Genomic DNA, 22,411 nt, shown 5'->3' with positions numbered 1-22,411 from the left:
CTCCGTATGAGAGTGACAAGAAAGCCTGCACTTCTCGACCGGGGGGCACGTGTGAGTGAGGATGCCGTCGTGGCCGACAGAACGTCCCAGGACGATGTCCTCATGAAAGCTCTCTACGACGAGCACGCCGGGCCCCTGCTCGGATTCGTCCTCAGGCTGGTGGGCGGGGACCGCCACCGGGCCGAGGACGTGGTGCAGGAGACTCTGCTGCGCGCCTGGCGCAACGCGGAGCAACTCCAGCGGGCTACCGGGTCGATCCGGCCGTGGCTGGTGACCGTGGCCCGTCGGATCGTCATCGACGGGCACCGCAGCCGCCAGGCGCGTCCGCAGGAAGTCGACGCGGCGCCGCTGGAGTCCATACCGGCAGCCGACGAGATCGACCGGGCCCTGCGCCTGATGACCATCTCCGAAGCGCTGGGGGACCTGACGGACGCGCACCGCGAGGCGCTCGTGGAGACATACTTCAAGGGGCGAACGGTGAACGAGGCGGCAGCGGTACTCCAGGTGCCTGCGGGTACGGTGCGGTCGAGGGTGTTCTACGCCCTGCGCTCCATGAAGCTCTCGCTCGAGGAAAGAGGAGTCACGGCATGACGTCGCAGCACACCGACGTCGGCGCCTACGCGATCGGGGCGCTCGACGCCGCCGACGCGGCCCGCTTCGAGGAGCATCTCGCCGCCTGCCGGAGCTGCGCGTTCGAGCTGGAGGAGCTGATGGGCCTCGGCCCGCTGCTGGCCGAGTACAGCTATACCGCACCGGACATTCCCTCGCTCACCCCGCGTCCCAGCCGACGGCTGATGGACAACCTGATGGGCGAGGTCGCCAGCCACCGCAGGCAGGGCCGGCGCCGCAGGCTGTACGTGGTCGCCGTCGCGGCGGCCCTGATCCTGGTCGGGCCCCCGGCCGGCGCGGCGCTTCTCTCCGACGACTCCTCCGGGAACGTCGACAGCTCCGTCCAGGCGATGTTCTCCGAGGGCGAGAAGATCAAGGGTGTCGATCCGGAGACCGAGATCGACGCCACCGTCTCGCTCAACGACAAGGAGTGGGGCACCGAGGTCGCGGTGAAGCTGGCCAACGTCTCCGGCCCCCGGGTGTGCGACCTGGTGGCGGTGGGCAAGGACGGAACCGAGCAGACCGTCACCACCTGGTCGGTGCCCGGGGAGGGCTACGGCTGGGAGGAGCCGCGCTACTACCACGGCGGTGCCGCCTACCAGCGGGAGGAGATCGACCGCTTCGAGGTCCGCACCCTGGACGGCGAGCACCTGGTGACGGTGAAGACCTGAGTCCGCGGCACCCGTCCTCCCGGCCCTCGGGAGGGTCCCGCCCGTCCAGGGCGGCCCCCACGCTCCTCCCGGTCCCGGCCGTCGTCCCCACCCGTGCGCCGCACCCGCCGCCCCGTCCGCCACGAGTGACGTGCCGTCCTCGCGTCCGCGTGTCCTTTCGCCCTCCGTTCGCGTACGGTTGACGGCTGCCCTGAGTACAGCAGAAGGGGGCCCTCGCGTGGAGACGCAGGACACAGGCGTGCGGGACCGGGAGGTCCGTCGCGAGCAGGCTCATCTGGACGCGGTGTACCGCCGTCTCGAGGAGAAGATCGACGAGGCGGAGTTCCTGATGGACGACGCGTCCCGGCGCGCCCAGGTGGGCACCCCCGGGGCGCTGGCCGAACGGGACGCCCAGGTGTTCCAGGCCGGGATGCACCTCAACCGGCTCAACAACGAGTTCGAGGACTTCCTCTTCGGGCGGATCGACCTCCTCGCGGGCAAGGACGGAGTGCGGGGGCCGGACGGTGCGTACACCTCGGTGGAGCCGGCCGACGGCACGGTGTCCGGGGACGGCTCCGCGGAGGTCGCCGAGACGCTGCACATCGGCCGGATCGGGGTGCTCGACTCCGAGTACACCCCGCTGGTCATCGACTGGCGGGCCCCGGCCGCCGCGCCGTTCTACCGCTCCACCCCGGTCGACCCCGGCCGGGTGGTCCGCCGCCGGGTGATCCGCTCCCGGGGGCGCCGGGTGCTCGGTGTCGAGGACGACCTCCTGCGGCCCGAACTCAAGGCGACACTGGGCGGCGAGGAGCTGCCGGCGGTCGGCGACGGCGCGCTGATGGCCGCCCTCGGCCGGGCGCGCAGCCACACCATGCGGGACATCGTCTCCTCAATCCAGGCGGAGCAGGACCTGGTCATCAGGGCCCCGGCCGGCTCGGTCACGGAGGTGGCCGGCGGCCCCGGCACGGGGAAGACGGCGGTGGCCCTGCACCGGGCCGCGTACCTGCTCTACCGGGACCGGCGGCGCTACGCGGGGGGCATCCTGATCGTCAGCCCGACCCCGCTGCTCGTCTCGTACACCGAGGGCGTGCTGCCCTCGCTGGGGGAGGAGGGCCAGGTCGTCATCCGCGCCCTGGGCTCGCTGGTGGACGGAGCCGAGGCCACCGACCTGGGCGCGGGGCCGGGCACGGCAGTCTTCGACCCGCAGCCGGTGGCCCGCGTCAAGGGCTCGGTGCGGATGGCGAAGGTCCTGCGCCGTGCCGCCCGCGGCACGCTGGAGACCGTGGCCGCCGGTCCGCCCCGGTCGGACGGCCCGTCCGATGGCGAGCGGCTGCGGGTGCTGGCGTTCGGGACGCGGGTGGAGCTGGGTGCCGAGGAGCTGGCGGGCGTCCGGGAGGGCGCGCTGAGCGGGACGGCCCCGGTCAACCTGCTCCGTCCGCGGGCCCGGAAGCTGCTGCTGGACGCGCTGTGGGAGAAGTCGGGTGCCCGCAGACACCACCCGGGCCCGGAACTGGCCGCGGAGGCACGGGAGGCGTTCGACGAGGACGTCTCCGCCGAGGACGACTTCCTCGACTTCCTCGCGCGCTGGTGGCCCGAGCTGACACCGCGCCTGGTACTGGCGGCGATGGCGGACGAGGAGCGCCTCGCCCGCTGGGCCCGCAGGCTGCTCCGTCCCCGTGAGGTCCGGCTGCTGGCCCGGTCGTTGGGACGGCTGGACGGGACGGGGCACGGGCCGCTGTCGGTGCACGACGTGGCGCTGCTGGACGAACTGCACACCGTGCTCGGCGCCGCGTCGCGTCCGCGGCGGCGCGAGGTCGATCCGCTGGAGGCCCTCACCGGCCTCGACGAGCTGACCACCTTCGCCGACCGGGACCCGACCCGGCGCCGGGCGCGGGCCGATCGCCCCGAGGAGGAGCGCCGCGACTACGCGCACGTCATCGTCGACGAGGCGCAGGACCTGACACCCATGCAGTGGCGGATGGTCGGGCGGCGCGGCCGGCAGGCGACCTGGACGGTGGTCGGCGACCCGGCGCAGAGCTCCTGGTCGGACCAGGAGGAGGCGGCCGAGGCCAGGGACGAGGCGCTCGGCGCCCGTCCGCGCCGGCGGTTCGAGCTGACGGTGAACTACCGCAACCCGGCCGAGGTGGCCCGGCTGGCCTCACGGGTGCTGGCGCTGGCGATGCCGGGCACCGAGCCGCCGCGGGCGGTCCGCTCGACAGGGCTGGAGCCGCGGTTCGCCGTGGCCGAGGAGCGGGCGCTGGACACGGCGGTGCGCGGCGAGGCCCGGCGCCTGCTGGCCGAGGTGGACGGCACCGTCGGGGTGGTCGTGGCCATGGCGCGGCGTGCGCAGGCCGCCGCATGGCTGGCGGACCTCGGCGAACGGGTGGTCGCGCTGGGCAGTCTGGAGGCCAAGGGACTGGAGTACGACGCGACGCTGGTGGTCTCGCCGGCCGAGATCGCCGACGAGTCCCCGGCGGGGCTGCGCGTGCTGTACGTGGCCCTCACCCGTGCCACCCAGCAGCTCACCCTGCTCTCCGCCGAACGCGACCTGCCGGACGCGGACGGGGTCCCGGACCTGCTCAGGGAGTGAGTGCCACCGGGGGCGGGTCCGGTCGGTCGACGGACCCGCCGCAGGGGGAGTGAGATGCGGCGGGTCTTTGTTAGCCTGGGGGTGGCACCGGCCCGATCCATGCCCCCGGGCCCAACCATCGTCGCTTCGAGCGACCACTTGCCGCGAGGCGAGCTGGCGGGTCGGTGCCACCCTTCATACTCCCTTCTCTTTCTCTCTCTCCCCCCCCCGGGAGCCGCTGCGGCCCCGCCTTCGCGGGCGGCTGTGGCATGGCGCGCACCCCTCTCGCATCGCGGAAACTTTATTTCCAAAACCTCGGGGCGGTTACCTCGTACCAGGCGGTAGGTGCGACTATTCGGGGGAACGGCGCGCGTGCGCGATTCAGTGGAGAACAGAGGAACACGACCATGGCAACGGCGCCCAGCGTCTCGTACTCGATGACCGTCCGGCTGGAGCTCCCCGCGGGGGGCAGCACGATCAGCCAGATCACCACGGTCGTGGAATCCTCCGGAGGCCACGTCACCGGTCTCGACGTCACCGCCTCCGGTCACGAGCGGCTCCGTATCGACGTCACCGTCGCCGCCTCCTCGACCGACCACGCGAACGAGATCGTCACCGCGCTCGGCGCCCTGGAGGGCGTCTCGCTGGGCAAGGTCTCCGACCGTACCTTCCTGATGCATCTCGGCGGCAAGATCGAGATGAGCTCCAAGCACCCGATTCGCAACCGCGACGACCTTTCTATGATCTACACCCCCGGAGTGGCCCGGGTGTGCACCCAGATCGCGGCGAACCCGGAGGACGCCCGCCGGCTCACCATCAAGCGGAACAGCGTCGCGGTGGTCACCGACGGCTCGGCGGTCCTCGGCCTCGGCAACATCGGCCCCAAGGCGGCGCTCCCGGTCATGGAGGGCAAAGCCGCCCTGTTCAAGCGCTTCGCGGGCATCGACGCCTGGCCGCTGTGCCTGGACACCCAGGACACCGAGGCCATCGTCCAGATCGTCAAGGCGATCGCGCCGGGCTTCGCCGGGATCAACCTGGAGGACATCTCCGCGCCGCGCTGCTTCGAGATCGAGGCCCGGCTGCGCGAGGCCCTCGACATCCCGGTCTTCCACGACGACCAGCACGGCACCGCGATCGTCGTCCTCGCGGCGCTGCACAACGCGCTGCGGGTGGTCGGCAAGGACCTCGGCACGGTGCGGGTGGTGATGTCGGGCGCCGGAGCCGCGGGGACCGCCATCCTCCGGCTGCTGATGGCCGCAGGGGTCAAGCACGCGGTCGTCGCCGACATCCACGGCGTGGTGCACGCCGCGCGGGCGGACCTCGTCGACGCGGAGGAGGGCTCCGCGCTCCGCTGGATCGCCGACCACACCAACCCCGAGGGCGTCACGGGCACCCTGCGGGACGCGGTGGCCGGCGCGGACGTCTTCATCGGCGTCTCGGCCCCGAACGTGCTCGGCGCCGAGGAGGTGTCCTCCATGGCGGAGGGCGCCATCGTGTTCGCGCTTGCCAATCCGGACCCGGAGGTGGACCCGGCGGTCGCCCGGCAGACCGCCTCGGTCGTGGCCACCGGCCGGTCGGACTTCCCGAACCAGATCAACAACGTGCTGGTGTTCCCCGGTGTCTTCCGCGGCCTGCTCGACGCCCAGTCGCGGACCGTCAACGACGTGATGATGCTCGCCGCCGCCCGCGCCCTCGCCGACGTGGTGGGCGCGGACGAGCTGAACGCCAACTACATCATCCCCAGCGTCTTCAACGAGAAGGTCTCCGGAGCGGTCGCGGACGCGGTCCGGGAAGCCGCCAAGGCCGAGACGGAGCCGGTCGAGGGCGGTGTGAGCACTGCCACGACGGTCTGAGACCGGCGCGTCGCGGGCCCCGTTACCCGGATGGCCCCCTTAGGGTTGCGGGAGACGTAACGGGAGCAACCCCTACGGAACGTCACCTCCGTGAGACACCGGGGCTTTTCGTGCGACTCGGCAGAGCAGCGGATTGGCTTTCCCGCCACTGGTGGGGGCAGGATGCGTTTCGGGCGCGAGGGTCTGAGTGCAGACCCGGGTCCGGGGACTGTCCGAAGGCCCTGGCAGCATCGGCTTCGATCTCACGCCTCATCGGCAAGAAGAACACGGGAGTAACAGACTATGAACCGCAGTGAGCTTGTGGCCGCTCTGGCCGACCGCGCCGAGGTGACTCGCAAGGACGCCGACGCCGTACTGGCCGCCTTCGCCGAGACCGTCGGCGAGATCGTCGCCAAGGGCGACGAGAAGGTCACCATCCCGGGTTTCCTGACCTTCGAGCGCACGCACCGTGCCGCACGCACCGCGCGCAACCCGCAGACCGGCGACCCGATCCAGATCCCGGCCGGGTACAGCGTCAAGGTCTCCGCGGGCTCGAAGCTCAAGGAAGCCGCCAAGGGCAAGTAAGCCGTTCGGGGCGGGCCCGGAGCTCACCCCGGCAGCGGGCGACGGGGCGGTGTCCACGGGACGGGCGCCGCCCCGCGGCCTTGCCTTGTGCGCGGGGCGCGGGGCCGGGCAGCCGGGCCCGTCGACCGGTCCCGGGCGGCGGATGCCGGCGCAGCCCACCCGCGGTGATCTCCCCGGAGATGCCGACCACGGCGGAACTGCGCGACCGGGCCGGTGAGGGCGAGGAGAGGGAACACGGGGACGCCACCCCGGCGTTCCAGGGCCCGCCCCTGTCGTGGTGAGCCCTCCATGAGGCCTGCCGGCAGCCCCGCGAGGACGCTGCTGCCGCTCCGTGCAGCACTGCACGAAGCCTGGTTCTGCTGTGCGACCGAGCGGGCCGCGTGCACTGCGCTGTCCCGGCCGAGGGCCCGGCGTCCTCACCTGTACACCGGATCGGCCGAGACCGGGGGACGTTGCTCGGAAGCGGTGACGCGTGCGTCGACGGGCGGGTCGGAACGGGGAATCGGGAGGAGACCGAGAGCGCGAGAGTGTCGCGGGGGCGGGAGGGCGCACCCCCGGGTGTTCGCGCGGCACGCGTCGACCGCCGGTGCCCGTGGCGAGCGCGGCGGGCGAGGGCGCGCGGCCGATGAGCGTCTCACCTGCGCCTCGCATTCACACCATTGGGGTGTTTATGGAGAATTATGACCTCATGGCCTCTCAGTGCCCGGATGATGGTGTTCGAGGGGAGTTCCGCTGTGGGGGTCCCCCGACGCGAGAGGACATTCATATGCGAGGCAGACGGGTAATCGGCGCGGGCGTTCTGGCTCTGGCCCTGGTGTCCGGTGCAGGCTGGGCGGCCCAGGCAACCACCAGTGAGTCCGTGGTCGGCCAGGCCGCCGCAGCCAAGGCGCCGACGCGGGCCGCAGCCGTGGACGGCTACCAGATCGTTCGGCTCCCCAACGCCAACGTGCCCAACTTCCAGCGCCGGACCGTCTACTGCCCGGGGGGCAAGCAGGTCATCGGCGGCGGTGCCGAGGCTCAGGGCAACGGCGCCGTGCTGGTCGGCAGCTTCCCCACGGAGGACGGGCGCGGCTGGATCGGGCTCGGTCGACAGGACGGCTACTCCACCGTCGGTATCAGCGTGTACGCGATCTGCGCCAACCCCTGACCGGTATCCCTGATACGGGGTGGCTCCCGCCGGCGGGAGCCACCCCGTATCACATGGGGTACGGAAGCACCCGTCTCTTTCGAGGCACCCCCGCGTGCCTCGCGCCACCGACGTCTCCGGACAGCGCACGGTGGTCAACGCGACGAGGTGGGAGACGCACAACGCGAGCGTCGCCGGGCGCCGGCCATCCCGCTTGAAGGCCCTCAGGGGCGTTCCACCTTGGCGCCGAGGGCCGGGAGCTTCTCCATGAAGTTCTCGTAGCCGCGGTTGATCAGCTCGATGCCGTGCACCCGGGAGGTGCCCTGGGCAGCGAGCGCGGCGATCAGGTACGAGAAGCCGCCGCGCAGGTCGGGGATGACCAGGTCGGCACCCTGGAGCTTGGTCGGGCCCGAGACCACCGCGGAGTGCAGGAAGTTGCGCTGCCCGAAGCGGCACGGCATGCCGCCCAGGCACTCCCGGTAGAGCTGGATGTGGGCACCCATCTGGTTGAGCGCCTCGGTGAAGCCCAGCCGGGACTCGTACACCGTCTCGTGCACGATCGACAGCCCCGAGGCCTGGGTCAGCGCCACCACCAGGGGTTGCTGCCAGTCGGTCTGGAACCCGGGGTGCACGTCCGTCTCCAGGGCGATCGCCTTGAGCGGTCCGCCAGGGTGCCAGAACCGGATGCCGTCGTCCTCCACCTCGAACTCCCCGCCGACCCGGCGGAAGGTGTTGAGGAAGGTCATCATCTCCCGCTGGCTGGCGCCGCGGACGTGGACACTGCCCTCCGTGGCCAGTGCCGCACACGCCCAGGAGGCCGCCTCCAGGCGGTCCGGCAGTGCGCGGTGGTTGTAGCCGCCGAGCTTGTCGACGCCGGTGATCCGGATGGTCCGGTCGGTGTCCACCGAGATGATCGCGCCCATCTTCTGCAGGACGCAGATGAGGTCCTCGATCTCGGGTTCCACGGCGGCGTTCGAGAGTTCGGTCACACCCTCCGCCAACACGGCCGTGAGCAGCACCTGTTCGGTGGTCCCGACCGACGGGTACGGGAGCTTGATCCTGGTGCCGCGCAGCCGCTGCGGGGCCTCCAGGTACTGCCCCTCGGGCCGCTTCTCGATCACCGCGCCGAACTGCCGCAGCACGTCGAAGTGGAAGTCGATCGGCCGGCCGCCGATGTCGCAGCCGCCGAGCCCCGGGATGAAGGCGTGGCCGATCCGGTGCAGCAGCGGGCCGCAGAAGAGGATCGGGATGCGTGAGGAACCCGCATGTGCGTCGATGTCGGCGACGTTGGCGCTCTCCACGTGGGACGGGTCGAGCAGCAGCTCAGCGGCCTCCTCGCCGCCGCGGACGGTCACGCCGTGCAGTTGGAGCAGTCCCCGGACCACCCGCACGTCGCGAATGTCGGGAACGTTGCGGAGCCGGCTCGGCCCGCTGCCCAGCAGGGCGGCGACCATGGCCTTGGGCACGAGGTTCTTCGCGCCGCGAACACGGATCTCGCCTTCCAGCGGGGTTCCGCCGTGCACGAGCAGGACGTCATCGTTGCCGGTCATGGAACTCGCGATCTCTTGGAGCGGGCGGGGACAAATGGAATGGTAATGGTCGAGCGGCGTGCATCCGTAGAACGGTGCGGGGACCGGTCGCGAGGCGGCACGCTCCGCTCGCGGGCGACCGCCGAACGTGACGACCGGAACCCGCGGAGCCCCGGCGCGGTACCCGTGCCGCGGGGGTGTGCCGAAACCGGGTCCGCACTTCGCTACCCGCGAGCGGCGGGTGTGCGGGATCATGGGGGCATGCCCGAGGCGTCCTTGCTCACGGGCCGGCTGCTGGTCGCGACACCGGCACTGGCCGATCCGAACTTCGACCGCGCGGTGGTGCTGCTCCTCGACCACGACGAGGAGGGCTCGCTCGGCGTGGTGCTGAACCGACCCACCCCGGTCGGCGTGGGCGACATCCTGGAGCCCTGGGCCGAGTTGGCGGGCGACCCCGGCGTGGTCTTCCAGGGCGGGCCGGTCTCACTGGACGCAGCGCTCGGAGTGGCGGTCATCCCCGGAACCGAGGGTCCGACGGGATGGCGCCGGGTGCACGGCGCCATCGGGCTGGTGGACCTGGACGCGCCGCCCGCGATGCTCGCCGCCGAGCTCGGGTCGTTGCGGATCTTCGCCGGGTACGCCGGGTGGGGGCCGGGCCAGCTCGCCGAGGAGCTGTCGGAAGGGGCCTGGTACGTCGTCGAGTCCGAACCGGGGGACGTCTCCGCGCCCGAGCCGGAGGGGCTGTGGCGGGCGGTGCTGCGCCGGCAGCGCAGCGAACTGGCGATGGTGGCCACCTACCCGGACGACGCCACGCTCAACTGATCCCCGCCCGCGGCCGCACGGGCGTTCCCCCGCGTCGTCCCGGCACCGTCGCCGGTGCTCGTGGGGGCGCGCCGGCGGCGCGGGGCGGCGGTTGCGGGCGGAGTCCCGCAGGGGGCACGGTGGCCAACGGGCTTGAGTACCCTTGGACACCATGAGCACTCTTGAGCCCGAGCGCGGAACCGGGACCGGCACCCTCGTCGAACCGACTCCCGAGGTGTCACACGGCGATGGCGACCACGAGCGCTATGCCCATTACGTCCAGAAGGACAAAATCATGGCCAGCGCGCTCGACGGGACCCCCGTCGTCGCGCTGTGCGGCAAGGTGTGGGTTCCCGGTCGCGACCCGAAGAAGTACCCGGTCTGCCCCATGTGCAAGGAGATCTACGAGTCGATGACCTCCGGCAAGGGCAAGGACGGCAAGGACGGCAAGGGCGACGGCAAGAAGTAGCCGCCGCGGAGGCCGGACGTTCCGCAGGGCTTGCCACGGCCCCCGAGGTGCGCTGTCCGGCGCGCCCGCCGGGGGCCGTCACACTGCCCGCGCGGCCTGCGGGGGCGGGGCACGGGAGCTGCCGGAGCGACACACAGGGGGCGGGCATGGCGGCAGAGGGTGCGGAAGGGGACATCGCCGACGAGGACCGGGTGCAACTGGTCCAGGAACTGTGCGCGGCGGGCCGCTACGGCCAGGCGCAGCTCATGCTGGACGACGCCTGGGTGCTGCGGTCCGGCAGCCGCGGCTACCTGCTGCGCGCCTACGTGTGGGCGCTCCAGGGGGAGCCCGCCCGCAGCCGGGAGGCGGTGGACTGGGCGCTGCTGCGCCTCGACGGCGAGCCGGCCGAGGTGCTCTGCTTGGCCGGGCACGTGCTGCTGGCGCTCGGCGACGAGTACCGGGCCGCCTCGGTTGCGCGGCGCGCGGGCAGTGCGGACCCCTCCGACTGGCGGCCGCTGGTGCTGCTGGCGGACGCCTACCGGGAGCTGGACCGGATGCCGGAGAGCATCACTGCCGCCCGGCGGGCGGTGCTGCTGGCCCCGCACGAGGGGGAGGCCCAGCTCGCCCTCGCCAGGTCACTCTCGCTGCGCCGCTCCCTCGCCGGTGAGCGGCGCCGGCGGGAGCGGGCCGAGCGGGAGCGGGCCTGGGAAGCGGCCGAGGCGCTCGGCGTGGACACCGGCCAGGTGCCGGAGGCGCGACCCTCCCTGTGGTGGAGGCTGCGCCGGCTGCCGGTCGTGCTGCTCTTCCTCGCGTCGCAGCTCGTCCTCCTCGCGGACTGGCGGTGGGCCCTGGCACTGACGGCCCTCCTGCTCGCCGTGCTCGCGGTGCTCTGGACGGCGGGTGTCCGTCGGACGGGGACGGGGCCGGGAGGACGGCTCCAGTCCGCCCGGGCCGCCGCCCGCGTCGAGCTGGCAACGGACCCGGTGCGGCGGCGCTGCCTCGTGCTGGCCGCGGGGTGGCCCCTGCCGGTGCTGCCGTTCCTGGCCACCGGGCCGCTGACCGCGGCGGCGGCGGACGGGCGTCCGTGGCCGCTCGCCGGGGTGCTCCTCGCCGTGGCCGCGGTGCCGGTCGTGCTCGTGGTACTCGCCGCCGCGGCGGGCTGGTGGGCGGGCGAGCGCCTGCTGCGGGAGGTGGTCCTGCGCAGTCCGCTGGTGGAGCTCCAGTCGCTGGCGCTCCTCCTGCTGTGCGGCGCGGTGTCGGGGCTGGCGCTGGCGGGTGTCACGACCGCCGAGTGGTGGCAGGCGCTCTTCCTCGGGCAGCTCGCCTGGTTCCTGTGCGCGGTGCCGGCCATCGGGTGGCGGCTCCGACGCGAGCGTGCCCGCCGCGGCGCGCAGTGAGCGGAGCACGCGGGCGCGGACCGACCGCGCTCCCGTGACGACCGCCGCGCACCCGCGCGACGCAGGCCCGACTCGCGCCCCCTTCCTGGAGTACACCCAGGCCCAGGTGAGCGGCGGTGAGCCGACCCGTTTCGTGGGACTGGCCAACTACGCCGATCTGTTCGGCGACAGCCGGTTCTGGACCGTACTCGCCGCCACCGTGTGGGTGTTCCTCTTCGACGCCGACTTCGGGCCGGTCAACAAGCTGCTCGGGCTGTCCGACTTCTCCTGGACCTACGGCCGGTACAGCGCCTTCCTGCTGGTCCTCTCGGCGTTCAAACCGGCCGGGGAGGTGCAGTCCAACGAGCCCCGCCCGTGGACCTGATCCCCACGCTGGATTCCTTCCGCCGGGTTTTCGAGCAGCAGGACTTCGGACGCCATTTCCTCAACAGCCTGCTGGTGGCGGTGCTGGTGGTGCTCGCCTCCGCACTCATCGCCTTTCTCGCCGCCACCGCGGTGACCCGCTTGCGGTTCACGTTCCGCACCACGCTGCTGATCATGTTCCTGGTCGCCCAGGTGGTGCCGATCGAGGCGCTGACCATTCCGATGTTCTTCCTCATGCGGGACGCCGGACTGCTCAGCACCCTCGGCTCCCTGATGCTGCCGCACCTGGCCTTCTCGCTGCCCTTCGCCGGGTGGATGCTGCGGGGCTTCGTGAAGGCCGTGTCGGACTCGCTGGAGGAGCAGGCGTACATCGACGGCGCGAGCCGGGCGCGGTTCCTGTGGCAGATCCTCTTCCCTCTGGTGTTCCCCGGGCTCGCCGCGGTCAGCGTCTTCTCGTTCCTCTCGACCTGGAACGACTCCCTGTTCGCGAAGTCCTTCACCATCAGCGCCACCGAGAACTCCACGCTGCCGATGGCGCTGCTCGTCTTCTTCGACACCGAGACCCCGGACTGGGGCGGGGTGATGGCGGCCTCGGCCGTGATGACCGTTCCTGTCCTGATCTTCTTCGTGTTCGTGCAGCGCCGCCTGGTTTCCGGCCTCGGCGGAGCGGTCAAGGACTGAGAGCGCCCCCGCACCCGTGCCGCCCCCGGGGGAGCCCACCTCCCGGGGTGGCTCTCCGGGGAGCAGCCGCCCCGGAGAGCCACCCGCCCCGTGCGCCCGGCCCGTTCCAGGCCGCACCCGTCCCACAGGAGGGACCGCGATGGACCCCACGCGCCCCGCAGTACCGACACCCGCCCCCGGCACGTCCGCTCCCGGCGGCTCCGCCCCCGAGGGGGCGGCCGGCTGCCTGCTGCCGGTGCCCCGGGAGGTGCGTGCCGCGTCCGGCAGCTACCCGCTGGACGACGCGTCCGGCATCGACGCCGGACCGGGCACCGAGGGGGCGGCCCGCTGGCTGCGCGGCGTCCTCGGCGACGCCACCGGACTGCCGCTGCCGCCGGCCGGTACGCCCGGCGCCGTAGGCGCCCCGGTGGCGCGACCGGACATCCGGCTCGCGGTGGCCGCCGCCGGCGAGGGGCCGAAGGGCCCGCCGGCGCAGTCCCCGGACGGAGATCCGGGGACTGCGCCGGCGGGCGGCGCGGAGGGGTACCGGCTGACGGTCGATGCCTCCGGGATCGACCTGGTCGGCGACGGGCCGGCCGGGGTCTTCTGGGGTGCGCAGACGCTGCGCCAACTGCTCGGCCCGGAGGCCTGCCGGCGGGCCCCGGTCTCCGGCCGCCGCCAGTGGGCGGTTCCGCACACTGGCGTCCGGGACGCGCCGCGGTTCGGCTGGCGCGGGCTGATGCTGGACGTGTCCCGGCACTTCACGCCCAAGGACGGCGTCCTGCGGTACCTGGACCTGATGGCCGCGCACAAACTCAACGTCCTGCACTTCCACCTGACCGACGACCAGGGCTGGCGCATTGAGGTCGGGAGCCACCCGGAACTCACCCGGGAAGGCGCCTGGCGCCGCCGCACCAAGATCGGGCACCGCGCCTCCGACCTCTGGGACGCGCGCCCGCACGGCGGCTTCTACAGCCGGGACGACATCCGGGAGATCGTCGCCTACGCGGCCGAGCGGCACATCACCGTCGTCCCGGAGGTCGACGTGCCCGGCCACTCGCAGGCCGCCATCACCGCCTGCCCCGAACTGGGCAACACCGACGTGGTGGACACCACTGCGCTGGAGGTCTGGACGGACTGGGGCATCAGCCCGCACGTGCTGGCCCCCACCGAGCGCACCCTGCGGTTCTACGAGGACGTGCTGGAGGAGGTGCTGGAGCTCTTCCCCGGCCACTTCGTCCACATCGGCGGCGACGAGTGCCTCAAGGACGAGTGGCGGGCCTCGCCGGCCGCGCAGGCCCGGATCGCGGAGCTGGGGCTGGCGGACGAGGACGCACTCCAGTCCTGGTTCATCCGGCACTTCGATACCTGGCTCACCGAGCGCGGCCGCCGCCTGATCGGCTGGGACGAGATCCTGGAGGGCGGTCTGCCGCCGGGTGCGGCCGTCTCCTCCTGGCGGGGCTACGCCGGCGGCATCGCCGCCGCGCGGGCCGGGCACGACGTGGTCATGTGCCCCGAGCAGCAGGTCTACCTCGACCACCGGCAGGCGGACGGCCCCGACGAGCCGGTGCCGATCGGCTACGTCCGCACCCTGCGCGACGTCTACGCCTTCGAACCGGTGCCGCCGGAGCTCGCCGGGACCCCGCAGGTCGCGCACGTCCTCGGAACCCAGGCCAACATGTGGACCGAGGTGACCGAGACCCGGCAGCGGATCGACTACCAGCTCTTCCCGCGGCTGGCGGCCCTCGCCGAGGTGGCCTGGAGCGCCCCGGAGCGGCGTGACTGGGCAGACTTCGAACGCCGCATGCACGACGCGCACTACGCCCGGCTCGACGCCTTCGGCGTGGACTACCGCCCGCCGTCCGGGCCGCTGCCCTGGCAGCGCCGCCCGGGAGTGCTCGGACGGCCGGTCGAGGGGGCGCCCCCGGCCGTGTGACAGAGCGGCGGCAGGCTCCCGGGGAAGCCCCGGGAGCCGACGGACGACAGCCGCTCCGGCGGGGAGCCCCGTGAGGGGCAGGAATGTTCCGTTAATCTCCCGAAGTGGCAGAAAAGCGGCGGAACGCCCGCGTCGCGGCCCTGGAACACCCCGTCGCTCACCGGCTGTCCGCTGTACGGACCCTGGCGTGAGGCCGGCCCGGAGATGTGCCAGAGTTGCCACGTCCGGGCTCTGAGCACGTACCGTACGGCTGGGCAGCCGGGACGACCGGGGAAGGGGCCGCTGGAGTGAGCACGCACGCACCGCATGTGCCGTACGGGCCGGGGGTCACGGGGCCCGTGGCGGCGCCGGCCACCCTCGACGAGGCCGTGGCCGCGCTCGCCGCCGCGCCCGCCGCCGTGCCCGTGGCGGGTGGCACCGACCTGATGGTCGCCGTGAACTCCGGGCAGTTGCGGCCCGCCGCCCTGGTCGGTCTGGGCCGGATCAGCGAGATCCGCGGCTGGGAGTACCAGGACCGGCACGGCCTGCTGGGCGCCGGTCTCACCATGGCCCGCATGGGCCGCCCCGACTTCGCCGCGCTCTTCCCCGCGCTCGCCGCCGCCGCCCGCGCCGCCGGGCCGCCCCAGATCCGCAACTCCGCGACGCTCGGGGGCAACATCGTCAGCGCCGCGCCGTCCGGCGACACCCTGCCCGTCCTCGCCGCGCTGGAGGCGACGCTGCTGGTCGCCGGTCCGCACGGCGTCGCGCGCGAACTGCCGGTCAGCCACCTGCTCGCGGGGATCGAGATGCTCCGGCCCGGTGAGATCGTCGGACACGTCCGGGTGCCGATGCTCTACGCGCCGCAGGCCTTCCTGAAGGCCACCGGCCGCACCGGGCCGGGCCGGGCGCTGGCCTCCGCCGCGGTCGTCCTGGATCCGGGGCGGCGCGGCGTGCGCTGCGCGATCGGCGCCGTGGCGCCGATGCCGCTGCGCCCACTGGACGCCGAGCAGTGGATCGCCTCGCTGATCGACTGGTCGGTGGTGACCGAGAAGGGGGCGACCGCGCTCGCCCCCGAGGCACTGAACGCTTTCGGGGTGTATGTCGCGATGGCGTGCATTCCGGATCCGCCGCCCGCGGAGGAGGGCGGGGAACCGGTGCCACTTCCGCCCGCGGCCCTCCAGTTGCGGCGTACTGTGGCCGCATTGGCCCGCCGGGGACTCGGGAGGGCGCTCGCATGAGCAACGACCAGCAGCCGGCTCCGTCCACCCCGACGGGCGGCTGGGGCGGCGAGTACGACGCCGACGCCACCGCCTTCATACAGCTTCCCGGTTCCGACCCCGGCGTCGGGCCCGGTGAGTCCCCGCTGGCCGCTCCCGGCGCGGGGCCCGACTGGGCGCCGCCGGTTCTCGGCCCGATGACGCCCGCCGCCTCGCTCGACCCCGCGAGCACCGGGCACTGGACCCTGCCCTTCGCGGATGCCGGCCCCGAGCCGGCGTCGCCCGAGGAGTCCGGTCCGCCGCCCGACGAGCAGCCGCAAGGCGCCGCGATGGGCCAGGGCGCTGCCGCCGCGCTGGCCGGCTCGCACGAGGCCCGCACCCAGCCCGCCCCCGGCGTCGACTGGGCGGAGGCCCCGCCCGCCGGCGAGCAGTGGCCCGCTCCCGGCGGCGGGCAGCCGCAGGACCCGTACGGCTACGCGCCGGCGGGCCACGGGTCCGGGGTGCCGCTCCCGTACGACCTGCCCCCGCCGCGGTCCGCGGACCCGGGCGCCCCGCCCGGAGCGCTCAGCACCCCGGCGGAGAGCGCCCCGCTCCCGAACGGCACCGGGGGCGGCCACAGCGTCGAGGGCTTCGGTCCGTACCCTGCGCCCGGGCAGGTGCTCATCCCCGGGCAGTCTTCCGGCCCCCCGGCCGGCGCACCCGGCGCCGACCCGGTCGCGGATCTCCCCGCCGAGGACGCGCCCGGCACCGCCGCCGCCGACGGCCCGGCGGACGGGGCAGAGCCCGACGGCCGCGACGGCGCCGAGGGCCCCGACGAGCTCGAGGCGCCCGCGGACGCCGACCGGTCCGAGGCGGACGACGAGCACCCGCTCGCCTCCTACCTGCTGCACGTCAACGGCGCCGACCGACCGGTCACCGACGCGTGGATCGGCGAGTCGCTGCTCTACGTGCTGCGCGAGCGGCTGGGTCTCGCCGGCGCCAAGGACGGCTGCTCGCAGGGCGAGTGCGGCGCCTGCTCCGTGCAGGTCGACGGCCGGCTGGTCGCCTCCTGCCTGGTGCCCGGCGCGACCGCGGCCGGGTCCGAGATCCGTACCGTCGAGGGCCTGTCCGTCGACGGGAACCCCTCCGACGTCCAGCGCGCGCTGGCCGAACGGGCGGGTGTGCAGTGCGGCTTCTGCGTGCCGGGGATGGCGATGACCGTGCACGACCTGCTGGCAGGCAACCACGCCCCGACCGAGCTGGAGATGCGCAAGGCGCTCTGCGGCAACCTCTGCCGCTGCTCCGGCTACCGCGGGGTGCTGGAGGCGGTCCGCGAGGTCGCCACCGGCCGCGCTACGGCCGCCCGGCACGCCGCGACGGACGGCAGGAACCCGCACGGCGAGGAGGGACCGCAGCCGCAGGGCGACGGCCCCGACGGTTCCGCCGAGCCCGCGGGATCCCGTATCCCGCAGCAGGCCGGGCCCGGTGACGAGGGAGGCGCACAGTGACGTCCAGTGACGCGGCCACCGCGACGCCCGCCGGCGGCACCCCGCTGCCGCCGCCGGTGTCCACCGAGCCGCACGGCATCGGCACCTCGCTGAAGTCCACCGACGCGCTCACCAAGGCGCAGGGCACCTACCCCTACGCCGCCGACCTGTGGGCCGAGGGCCTGCTCTGGGCCGCGGTACTGCGGGCTCCGCACCCGCACGCCCGGATCCTGTCGATCGACACCGCCGAGGCCGCGGCCGTGCCGGGCGTCCGCGCGGTCGTCACGCACGAGGACGTGCCCGGTGAGGCCAACTACGGACGCACCGTCGTGGACCGCCCGGCCTTCGCCCGGGACGTCGTCCGCCACTACGGCGAGGCCATCGCGGCCGTGGCCGCCGACCACCCGGACACCGCGCGGCTGGCGGTCGCCGCCATCGCCGTCGAGTACGAGGTGCTGGAGCCGCTGACCGACCCGGAGCAGACCTTCGAGGCGGAGCCGATCCACCCCGACGGCAACCTGATCCGACACATCCCGCTGCGCTACGGCGACCCGGAGGCGACCGGTGAGGTCGTGGTGGAGGGGCTGTACCGGATCGGCCGCCAGGACCCGGCCCCGATCGGCGCCGAGGCCGGCCTCGCGGTGCCCCGTCCGGACGGTGGCGTCGAGATCTACACCGCCTCCACCGACCCGCACACCGACCGCGACCTCGCCGCGGCCTGCTTCGGACTCGACCCCGAGCAGGTCAAGGTCGTCGTCACCGGGGTGCCCGGCGCCATGGGCGACCGCGAGGACCTCAGCATCCAGCTCCCCCTGGGCCTGCTCGCGATGCGGACCGGATGCCCGGTGAAGCTCGCCGCGGGCCGCGAGGACTCCTTCCTCGGGCACGCGCACCGCCACCCCACTCTGCTGCGCTACCGGCACCACGCCGACGCCGAGGGCCGCCTGGTGAAGGTGGAGGCGCAGATCCTGCTCGACGCCGGTGCCTACGCGGACAGCTCCGCGGAGGTGCTGGCCGCCGCGGTCTCCTTCGCCGCGGGCCCGTACGTGGTGCCGCACGCCCTGGTGGACGGCTGGGCGGTGCGCACCAACAACCCGCCCGCCGGCCACGTCCGCGGCGAGGGCGCCATGCAGGTGTGCGCCGCGTACGAGGGCCAGATGGACAAGCTCGCCGCACAGCTCGGCATCGAGCCGGCCGAACTGCGCGCCCGCAACGTGCTCGCCACCGGCGATCTGCTGCCCACCGGCCAGACCATCACATGCCCGGCTCCGGTCGCCGAGCTGCTCCAGGCCGTCCGGGAGGCACCGCTGCCCGCGCTGCCCAGCGAGCAGACCGAGGGCGAGTGGCTGCTGCCCGGCGGCCCGGAGGGAGCGGGCGACCCCGGCGCGGTCAGACGCGGCGTCGGGTATGCCCTGGGTATGGTGCACATGCTGGGTGCGGAGGGCGCTGACGAGGTCTCCACCGCCACCGTGAAGGTGGACGGTCCGGTCGCCACCGTCCTGTGTGCCGCGGTGGACACCGGCCAGGGCTTCACCACGCTGGCCCGGCAGATCGTCCAGGAGATCCTGGGCGTGGACGAGGTGCACGTGGCGCCGGTCGACACGGACCAGCCGCCCGCCGGGCCCGCCGCCCGGGGCCGCCACACCTGGGTCTCCGGCGGCGCCGTCGAGCGGGCGGCCAAGATGGTCCGCACGCAGCTCCTGCAACCGCTGGCGGCGAAGTTCGGGATGTCCGCCGAGCTGCTCACCATCGCCGACGGCAAGATCACCTCCTACGACGGCGTGCTGTCCACCACCGTCGCCGAGGCGCTGGACGGCAAGGAGCTGTGGGCCACCGCGCAGTGCCGCCCGCACCCGACCGAACCGCTGGACGACACCGGGCAGGGCGACGCGTTCGTCGGCCTCGCCTTCGCCGCGGTGCGCGCGGTGGTGGACGTGGACGTGGAGCTGGGCTCGGTGCGGGTGGTGGAACTGGCCATCGCCCAGGACGTCGGCCGGGTGCTCAACCCCGAGCAGGTGCGGGCCCGGATCGAGGCCGGACTGACCCAGGGCGCGGGTGCCGCGCTCACCGAGCACCTGCGGGTGGCCAAGGGCGTGGTCCGGCACCCCGACTTCACCGGGTACGCGCTGCCCACCGCGCTGGACGCCCCGGCCATGCGGATCGTGAGGCTGGTGGAGGAGCGGGACGTGGTCGCGCCGTTCGGCGCCAAGTCGGTCAGCGCCGTGCCGGTGGTCGTCTCTCCGGCCGCGATCGCCGCCGCGGTGCGGGCCGCCACCGGGCGCCCGGTGAACCGGCTGCCGATCCGCCCGCAGGCCGCCGTCGTCCTGCCCTGAGCGTCCGCCCCCGCAGCGGTGGCCCGACGGGCCGATCCCCTTCCCGCGGCCCCGCGCGCGCCGCACGCGAACGGGCGAGTGTGACCCGTACCGCACTTGCTTCCGGTCCGGGCGTCACCGGCGGCCCGGGCCGCCGGCAGCGGTAGGCTGACGCGGTTGCCGATCCCCGACCCAGCCCGACGGAGACCGTGACTACCACCGCCTCGCACCATCTGTCCCCGGCCTTCCCCGGCCGCGCCCCCTGGGGCACGGCCGGCAAGCTCCGCGCCTGGCAGCAGGCCGCGATGGACCAGTACCTGGAGAAGCAGCCGCGGGACTTCCTCGCGGTGGCCACCCCCGGCGCCGGCAAGACCACCTTCGCGCTCACCCTCGCCTCCTGGCTGCTCCACCACCACGTGGTCCAGCAGGTGACGGTGGTGGCGCCCACCGAGCACCTGAAGAAGCAGTGGGCCGAGGCGGCGGCGCGGACAGGGATCAAGCTGGACCCCGCGTACAGCGCGGGTCCGGTCGGCAAGGAGTACCACGGCGTCGCCGTCACCTACGCCGGTGTCGGAGTGCGTCCGATGCTGCACCGCAACCGCTGCGAGCAGCGCAAGACGCTGGTCATCCTGGACGAGATCCACCACGCCGGCGACTCCAAGTCCTGGGGGGAGGCGTGCTCGGAGGCATTCGACCCGGCGACCCGCAGGCTCACCCTGACCGGCACCCCGTTCCGTTCGGACACCAACCCGATCCCGTTCGTGGAGTACGCCGAGGGCAACGACGGCATCCGCCGCTCCGTCGCCGACTACACCTACGGCTACGGCAGCGCGCTCGGCGACGGCGTGGTCCGTCCGGTCATCTTCCTCTCCTACAGCGGCAGCATGCGCTGGCGGACCAAGGCGGGGGACGAGATCGCCGCCCGACTGGGCGAGCCGATGACCAAGGACGCCGTCTCGCAGGCCTGGCGCACCGCGCTGGACCCGCGGGGGGAGTGGATGCCGAGCGTGCTGCGGGCCGCCGACCGGCGGCTCGGCGAGGTCCGCAAGGCCATTCCGGACGCCGGCGGACTGGTCATCGCCAGTGACCAGGACTCCGCCCGCGCCTACGCCAAACTGCTCCGCGAGATCACCGGCCGCCCCGCCACCGTCGTCCTCTCCGACGACACCGGCTCCTCCCAGCGCATCGAGGACTTCACCCGCTCCGACGACCGCTGGATGGTCGCGGTCCGGATGGTCTCCGAGGGCGTCGACGTCCCGCGGCTGGCGGTGGGCGTCTACGCCACCACCATCTCCACGCCGCTGTTCTTCGCCCAGGCGGTGGGTCGTTTCGTCCGGTCCCGCCGCCGCGGCGAGACGGCGTCCGTCTTCCTGCCGACGATCCCCATGCTGCTCGGTTTCGCGCACGAGATGGAGGTCGAGCGCGACCATGTGCTGGACAAGCCGAAGAAGGCCGAGGAGGATCCGTACGCCGAGGAGGCCGACCTCCTCGCGGAGGCCGAGAAGCAGCAGGACGAGGACACCGGCGAGGAGCAGCTCCCCTTCGAGGCACTGGAGTCCGAGGCCGTCTTCGACCGGGTGATGTACGACGGCGCCGAGTTCGGCATGCAGGCGCACCCGGGCAGCGAGGAGGAGCAGGACTACCTCGGCATCCCGGGCCTGCTGGAGCCCGACCAGGTGCAGATGCTGCTCCAGAAGCGGCAGGCGAAGCAGATCGCGCACAGCCGCAAGCGGCCCGACGACGAGGCCGACCTGCTGGAGGTGCCGGCCGAGCGGCGCCCGGTGGTCACCCACAAGGAGCTGATGGAGCTGCGCAAGCAGCTCAACGGACTGGTCGGCGCGTACGTGCACCAGAGCGGCAAGCCGCACGGTGTGATCCACACCGAGCTGCGCCGGGTGTGCGGCGGCCCGCCCAGTGCGGAGGCCACCGCGGGGCAGTTGCGGCAACGGGTGGCCAAGGTCCAGGAGTGGGCGACCAGAATGCGGTGACGCGCAGCCGCCGTGTGAAGAACATTTCCCCGCACAGCGGGTCACATCGCGCGGATATTGCCCGGATTCTGGACGGAGTCTTCCGGTGAGCGGTGCCGGTCGCTAGGTTTCCCGTCACGCACACGCCCCGTGGCAGCGCCGCCGCGGAGCGCAGCCGGTGCGGCCTACCAGAGCGACCGGTGGCCTTCACAGCGCATGCCGCTGCCCGCCGGGACGGGCGGCGGACTGCGGACTGCGTTCGGGGGAGGCCGCCGCCGCCACTCACGCGAGGAGAGGGCGTCGTGACCGCGGAGACTTCTCAGACGCTCGACCGGGGACTGCGGGTCCTGAAGCTGCTGGCCGACACGGACCACGGACTGACCGTGACCGAGCTGTCCACCAAGCTCGGCGTCAACCGGACCGTGATCTACCGACTACTGGCCACACTGGAGCAGCACACCCTGATCCGCCGCGACCTGGGCGGCCGGGCCAGGGTCGGGCTGGGCGTGCTGCGGCTGGGCAGGCAGGTCCAGCCGCTGGTGCGGGAGGCGGCGCTGCCGGCACTGCGCTCGCTGGCGGAGGACGTCGGTGCCACGGCGCACCTGACCCTCGTCGACGGCAGCGACGCTCTCGCGGTCGCCGTGGTGGAGCCGACCTGGACGGACTACCACGTCGCCTACCGGACGGGGTTCCGCCATCCGCTGGACCGCGGCGCGGCGGGCCGGGCGATCCTGGACGGCCGCCGTCCCGACCAGGAGCGCTGCGACGGCTTCGTGCTCACCCACGGCGAGTTGGAGGCCGGAGCCAGCGGAGCCGCCGCCCCGCTGCTCGGCGTGGGCGGGATCGAGGGCAGCGTCGGTGTGGTGATGCTCTCCGACTCGGTGCCCGCCCAGGTCGGCACCCGGGTGGTCACGGCTGCGCAGGAGGTCGCGGACGCCCTGCGCTGAACGGCGCCCGGGCGGGTG

17 protein-coding genes and 1 pseudogene are annotated in these 22,411 nt (G+C 73.5%); 17 read left to right on the top strand and 1 reads right to left on the bottom strand.

Translation table 11 applies throughout. The annotated features are described in order from the left end of the window. Positions 1-6: 6 nt before the first annotated feature. From H300_RS0105635 to H300_RS0105605, 6 genes are all read left to right on the top strand, one after another. Positions 7-591, top strand: coding sequence for a sigma-70 family RNA polymerase sigma factor (locus H300_RS0105635; RefSeq protein ID WP_078515729.1), 585 nt, complete (start codon positions 7-9; stop codon positions 589-591). After that, a complete protein-coding gene (locus tag H300_RS0105630; protein WP_028426663.1) occupies positions 588-1,280 on the top strand; it encodes a zf-HC2 domain-containing protein in 693 nt (230 codons plus the stop codon). Before H300_RS0105635 ends, H300_RS0105630 begins: the two co-directional genes overlap by 4 nt. Before the next feature lie 190 nt (positions 1,281-1,470). Continuing rightward, positions 1,471-3,849, top strand: coding sequence for a UvrD-helicase domain-containing protein (locus tag H300_RS0105625; protein WP_028426662.1), 2,379 nt, complete (start codon positions 1,471-1,473; stop codon positions 3,847-3,849). Positions 3,850-4,235: 386 nt separating this feature from the next. Further along, a complete protein-coding gene (locus H300_RS0105620; protein ID WP_028426661.1) occupies positions 4,236-5,681 on the top strand; it encodes an NAD-dependent malic enzyme in 1,446 nt (481 codons plus the stop codon). Between the two features lie 282 nt (positions 5,682-5,963). Continuing rightward, a complete protein-coding gene (locus H300_RS0105615) occupies positions 5,964-6,245 on the top strand; it encodes an HU family DNA-binding protein (RefSeq protein ID WP_007382399.1) in 282 nt (93 codons plus the stop codon). Between the two features lie 766 nt (positions 6,246-7,011). Continuing rightward, on the top strand, positions 7,012-7,392 hold the full coding sequence (locus tag H300_RS0105605; protein WP_028426660.1) for a hypothetical protein: 381 nt from the start codon (positions 7,012-7,014) through the stop codon (positions 7,390-7,392). Between the two features lie 203 nt (positions 7,393-7,595). On the opposite strand, the gene murA is transcribed toward H300_RS0105605, so the two are convergent. After that, a complete protein-coding gene (murA, locus tag H300_RS0105600) occupies positions 7,596-8,921 on the bottom strand; it encodes a UDP-N-acetylglucosamine 1-carboxyvinyltransferase (protein WP_028426659.1) in 1,326 nt (441 codons plus the stop codon). A gap of 240 nt (positions 8,922-9,161) precedes the next feature. Here murA and H300_RS0105595 point away from each other — a divergent pair, with 240 nt between their 5' ends. From H300_RS0105595 to H300_RS0105550, 11 genes and pseudogenes are all read left to right on the top strand, one after another. Then, a complete protein-coding gene (locus H300_RS0105595; protein WP_028426658.1) occupies positions 9,162-9,722 on the top strand; it encodes a YqgE/AlgH family protein in 561 nt (186 codons plus the stop codon). A gap of 151 nt (positions 9,723-9,873) precedes the next feature. Further along, entirely contained in the window at positions 9,874-10,170 is a 297-nt protein-coding gene (locus H300_RS0105590) for a DUF3039 domain-containing protein (protein ID WP_028426657.1), read from the top strand. A gap of 146 nt (positions 10,171-10,316) precedes the next feature. Further along, the gene (locus H300_RS0105585) at positions 10,317-11,546 is read left to right on the top strand and encodes a hypothetical protein (RefSeq protein WP_028426656.1); all 1,230 of its coding nucleotides are present in this window, start codon (positions 10,317-10,319) and stop codon (positions 11,544-11,546) included. A 34-nt stretch (positions 11,547-11,580) separates the two neighbouring features. Then, positions 11,581-11,853 (top strand): annotated as a pseudogene (locus tag H300_RS32180) (hypothetical protein); the annotation flags it as partial. 47 nt (positions 11,854-11,900) lie between these two features. After that, positions 11,901-12,590: a carbohydrate ABC transporter permease gene (locus H300_RS25100; RefSeq protein WP_486583565.1), complete on the top strand. Its 690-nt coding sequence runs from the start codon at positions 11,901-11,903 to the stop codon at positions 12,588-12,590. Between the two features lie 139 nt (positions 12,591-12,729). Further along, positions 12,730-14,505, top strand: a complete 1,776-nt coding sequence (locus H300_RS0105575; protein ID WP_037979140.1) for a beta-N-acetylhexosaminidase — start codon at positions 12,730-12,732, stop codon at positions 14,503-14,505. A gap of 287 nt (positions 14,506-14,792) precedes the next feature. Next, the gene (locus H300_RS0105570; protein WP_028426654.1) at positions 14,793-15,722 is read left to right on the top strand and encodes an FAD binding domain-containing protein; all 930 of its coding nucleotides are present in this window, start codon (positions 14,793-14,795) and stop codon (positions 15,720-15,722) included. Then, positions 15,719-17,188, top strand: coding sequence for a 2Fe-2S iron-sulfur cluster-binding protein (locus H300_RS0105565; RefSeq protein ID WP_028426653.1), 1,470 nt, complete (start codon positions 15,719-15,721; stop codon positions 17,186-17,188). The genes H300_RS0105570 and H300_RS0105565 overlap by 4 nt, the downstream gene beginning before the upstream one ends. Continuing rightward, positions 17,185-19,500, top strand: a complete 2,316-nt coding sequence (locus H300_RS0105560; RefSeq protein WP_028426652.1) for a molybdopterin cofactor-binding domain-containing protein — start codon at positions 17,185-17,187, stop codon at positions 19,498-19,500. The genes H300_RS0105565 and H300_RS0105560 overlap by 4 nt, the downstream gene beginning before the upstream one ends. 188 nt (positions 19,501-19,688) lie before the next feature. Continuing rightward, entirely contained in the window at positions 19,689-21,467 is a 1,779-nt protein-coding gene (locus H300_RS0105555) for a DEAD/DEAH box helicase (protein ID WP_028426651.1), read from the top strand. A gap of 281 nt (positions 21,468-21,748) precedes the next feature. Then, positions 21,749-22,393, top strand: a complete 645-nt coding sequence (locus H300_RS0105550) for a helix-turn-helix domain-containing protein (protein ID WP_028426650.1) — start codon at positions 21,749-21,751, stop codon at positions 22,391-22,393. Positions 22,394-22,411: the final 18 nt, after the last annotated feature.

Source organism: Streptomyces sp. TAA040, from assembly GCF_000424845.1.
This window is presented reverse-complemented; position numbering and strand designations above follow the sequence as displayed.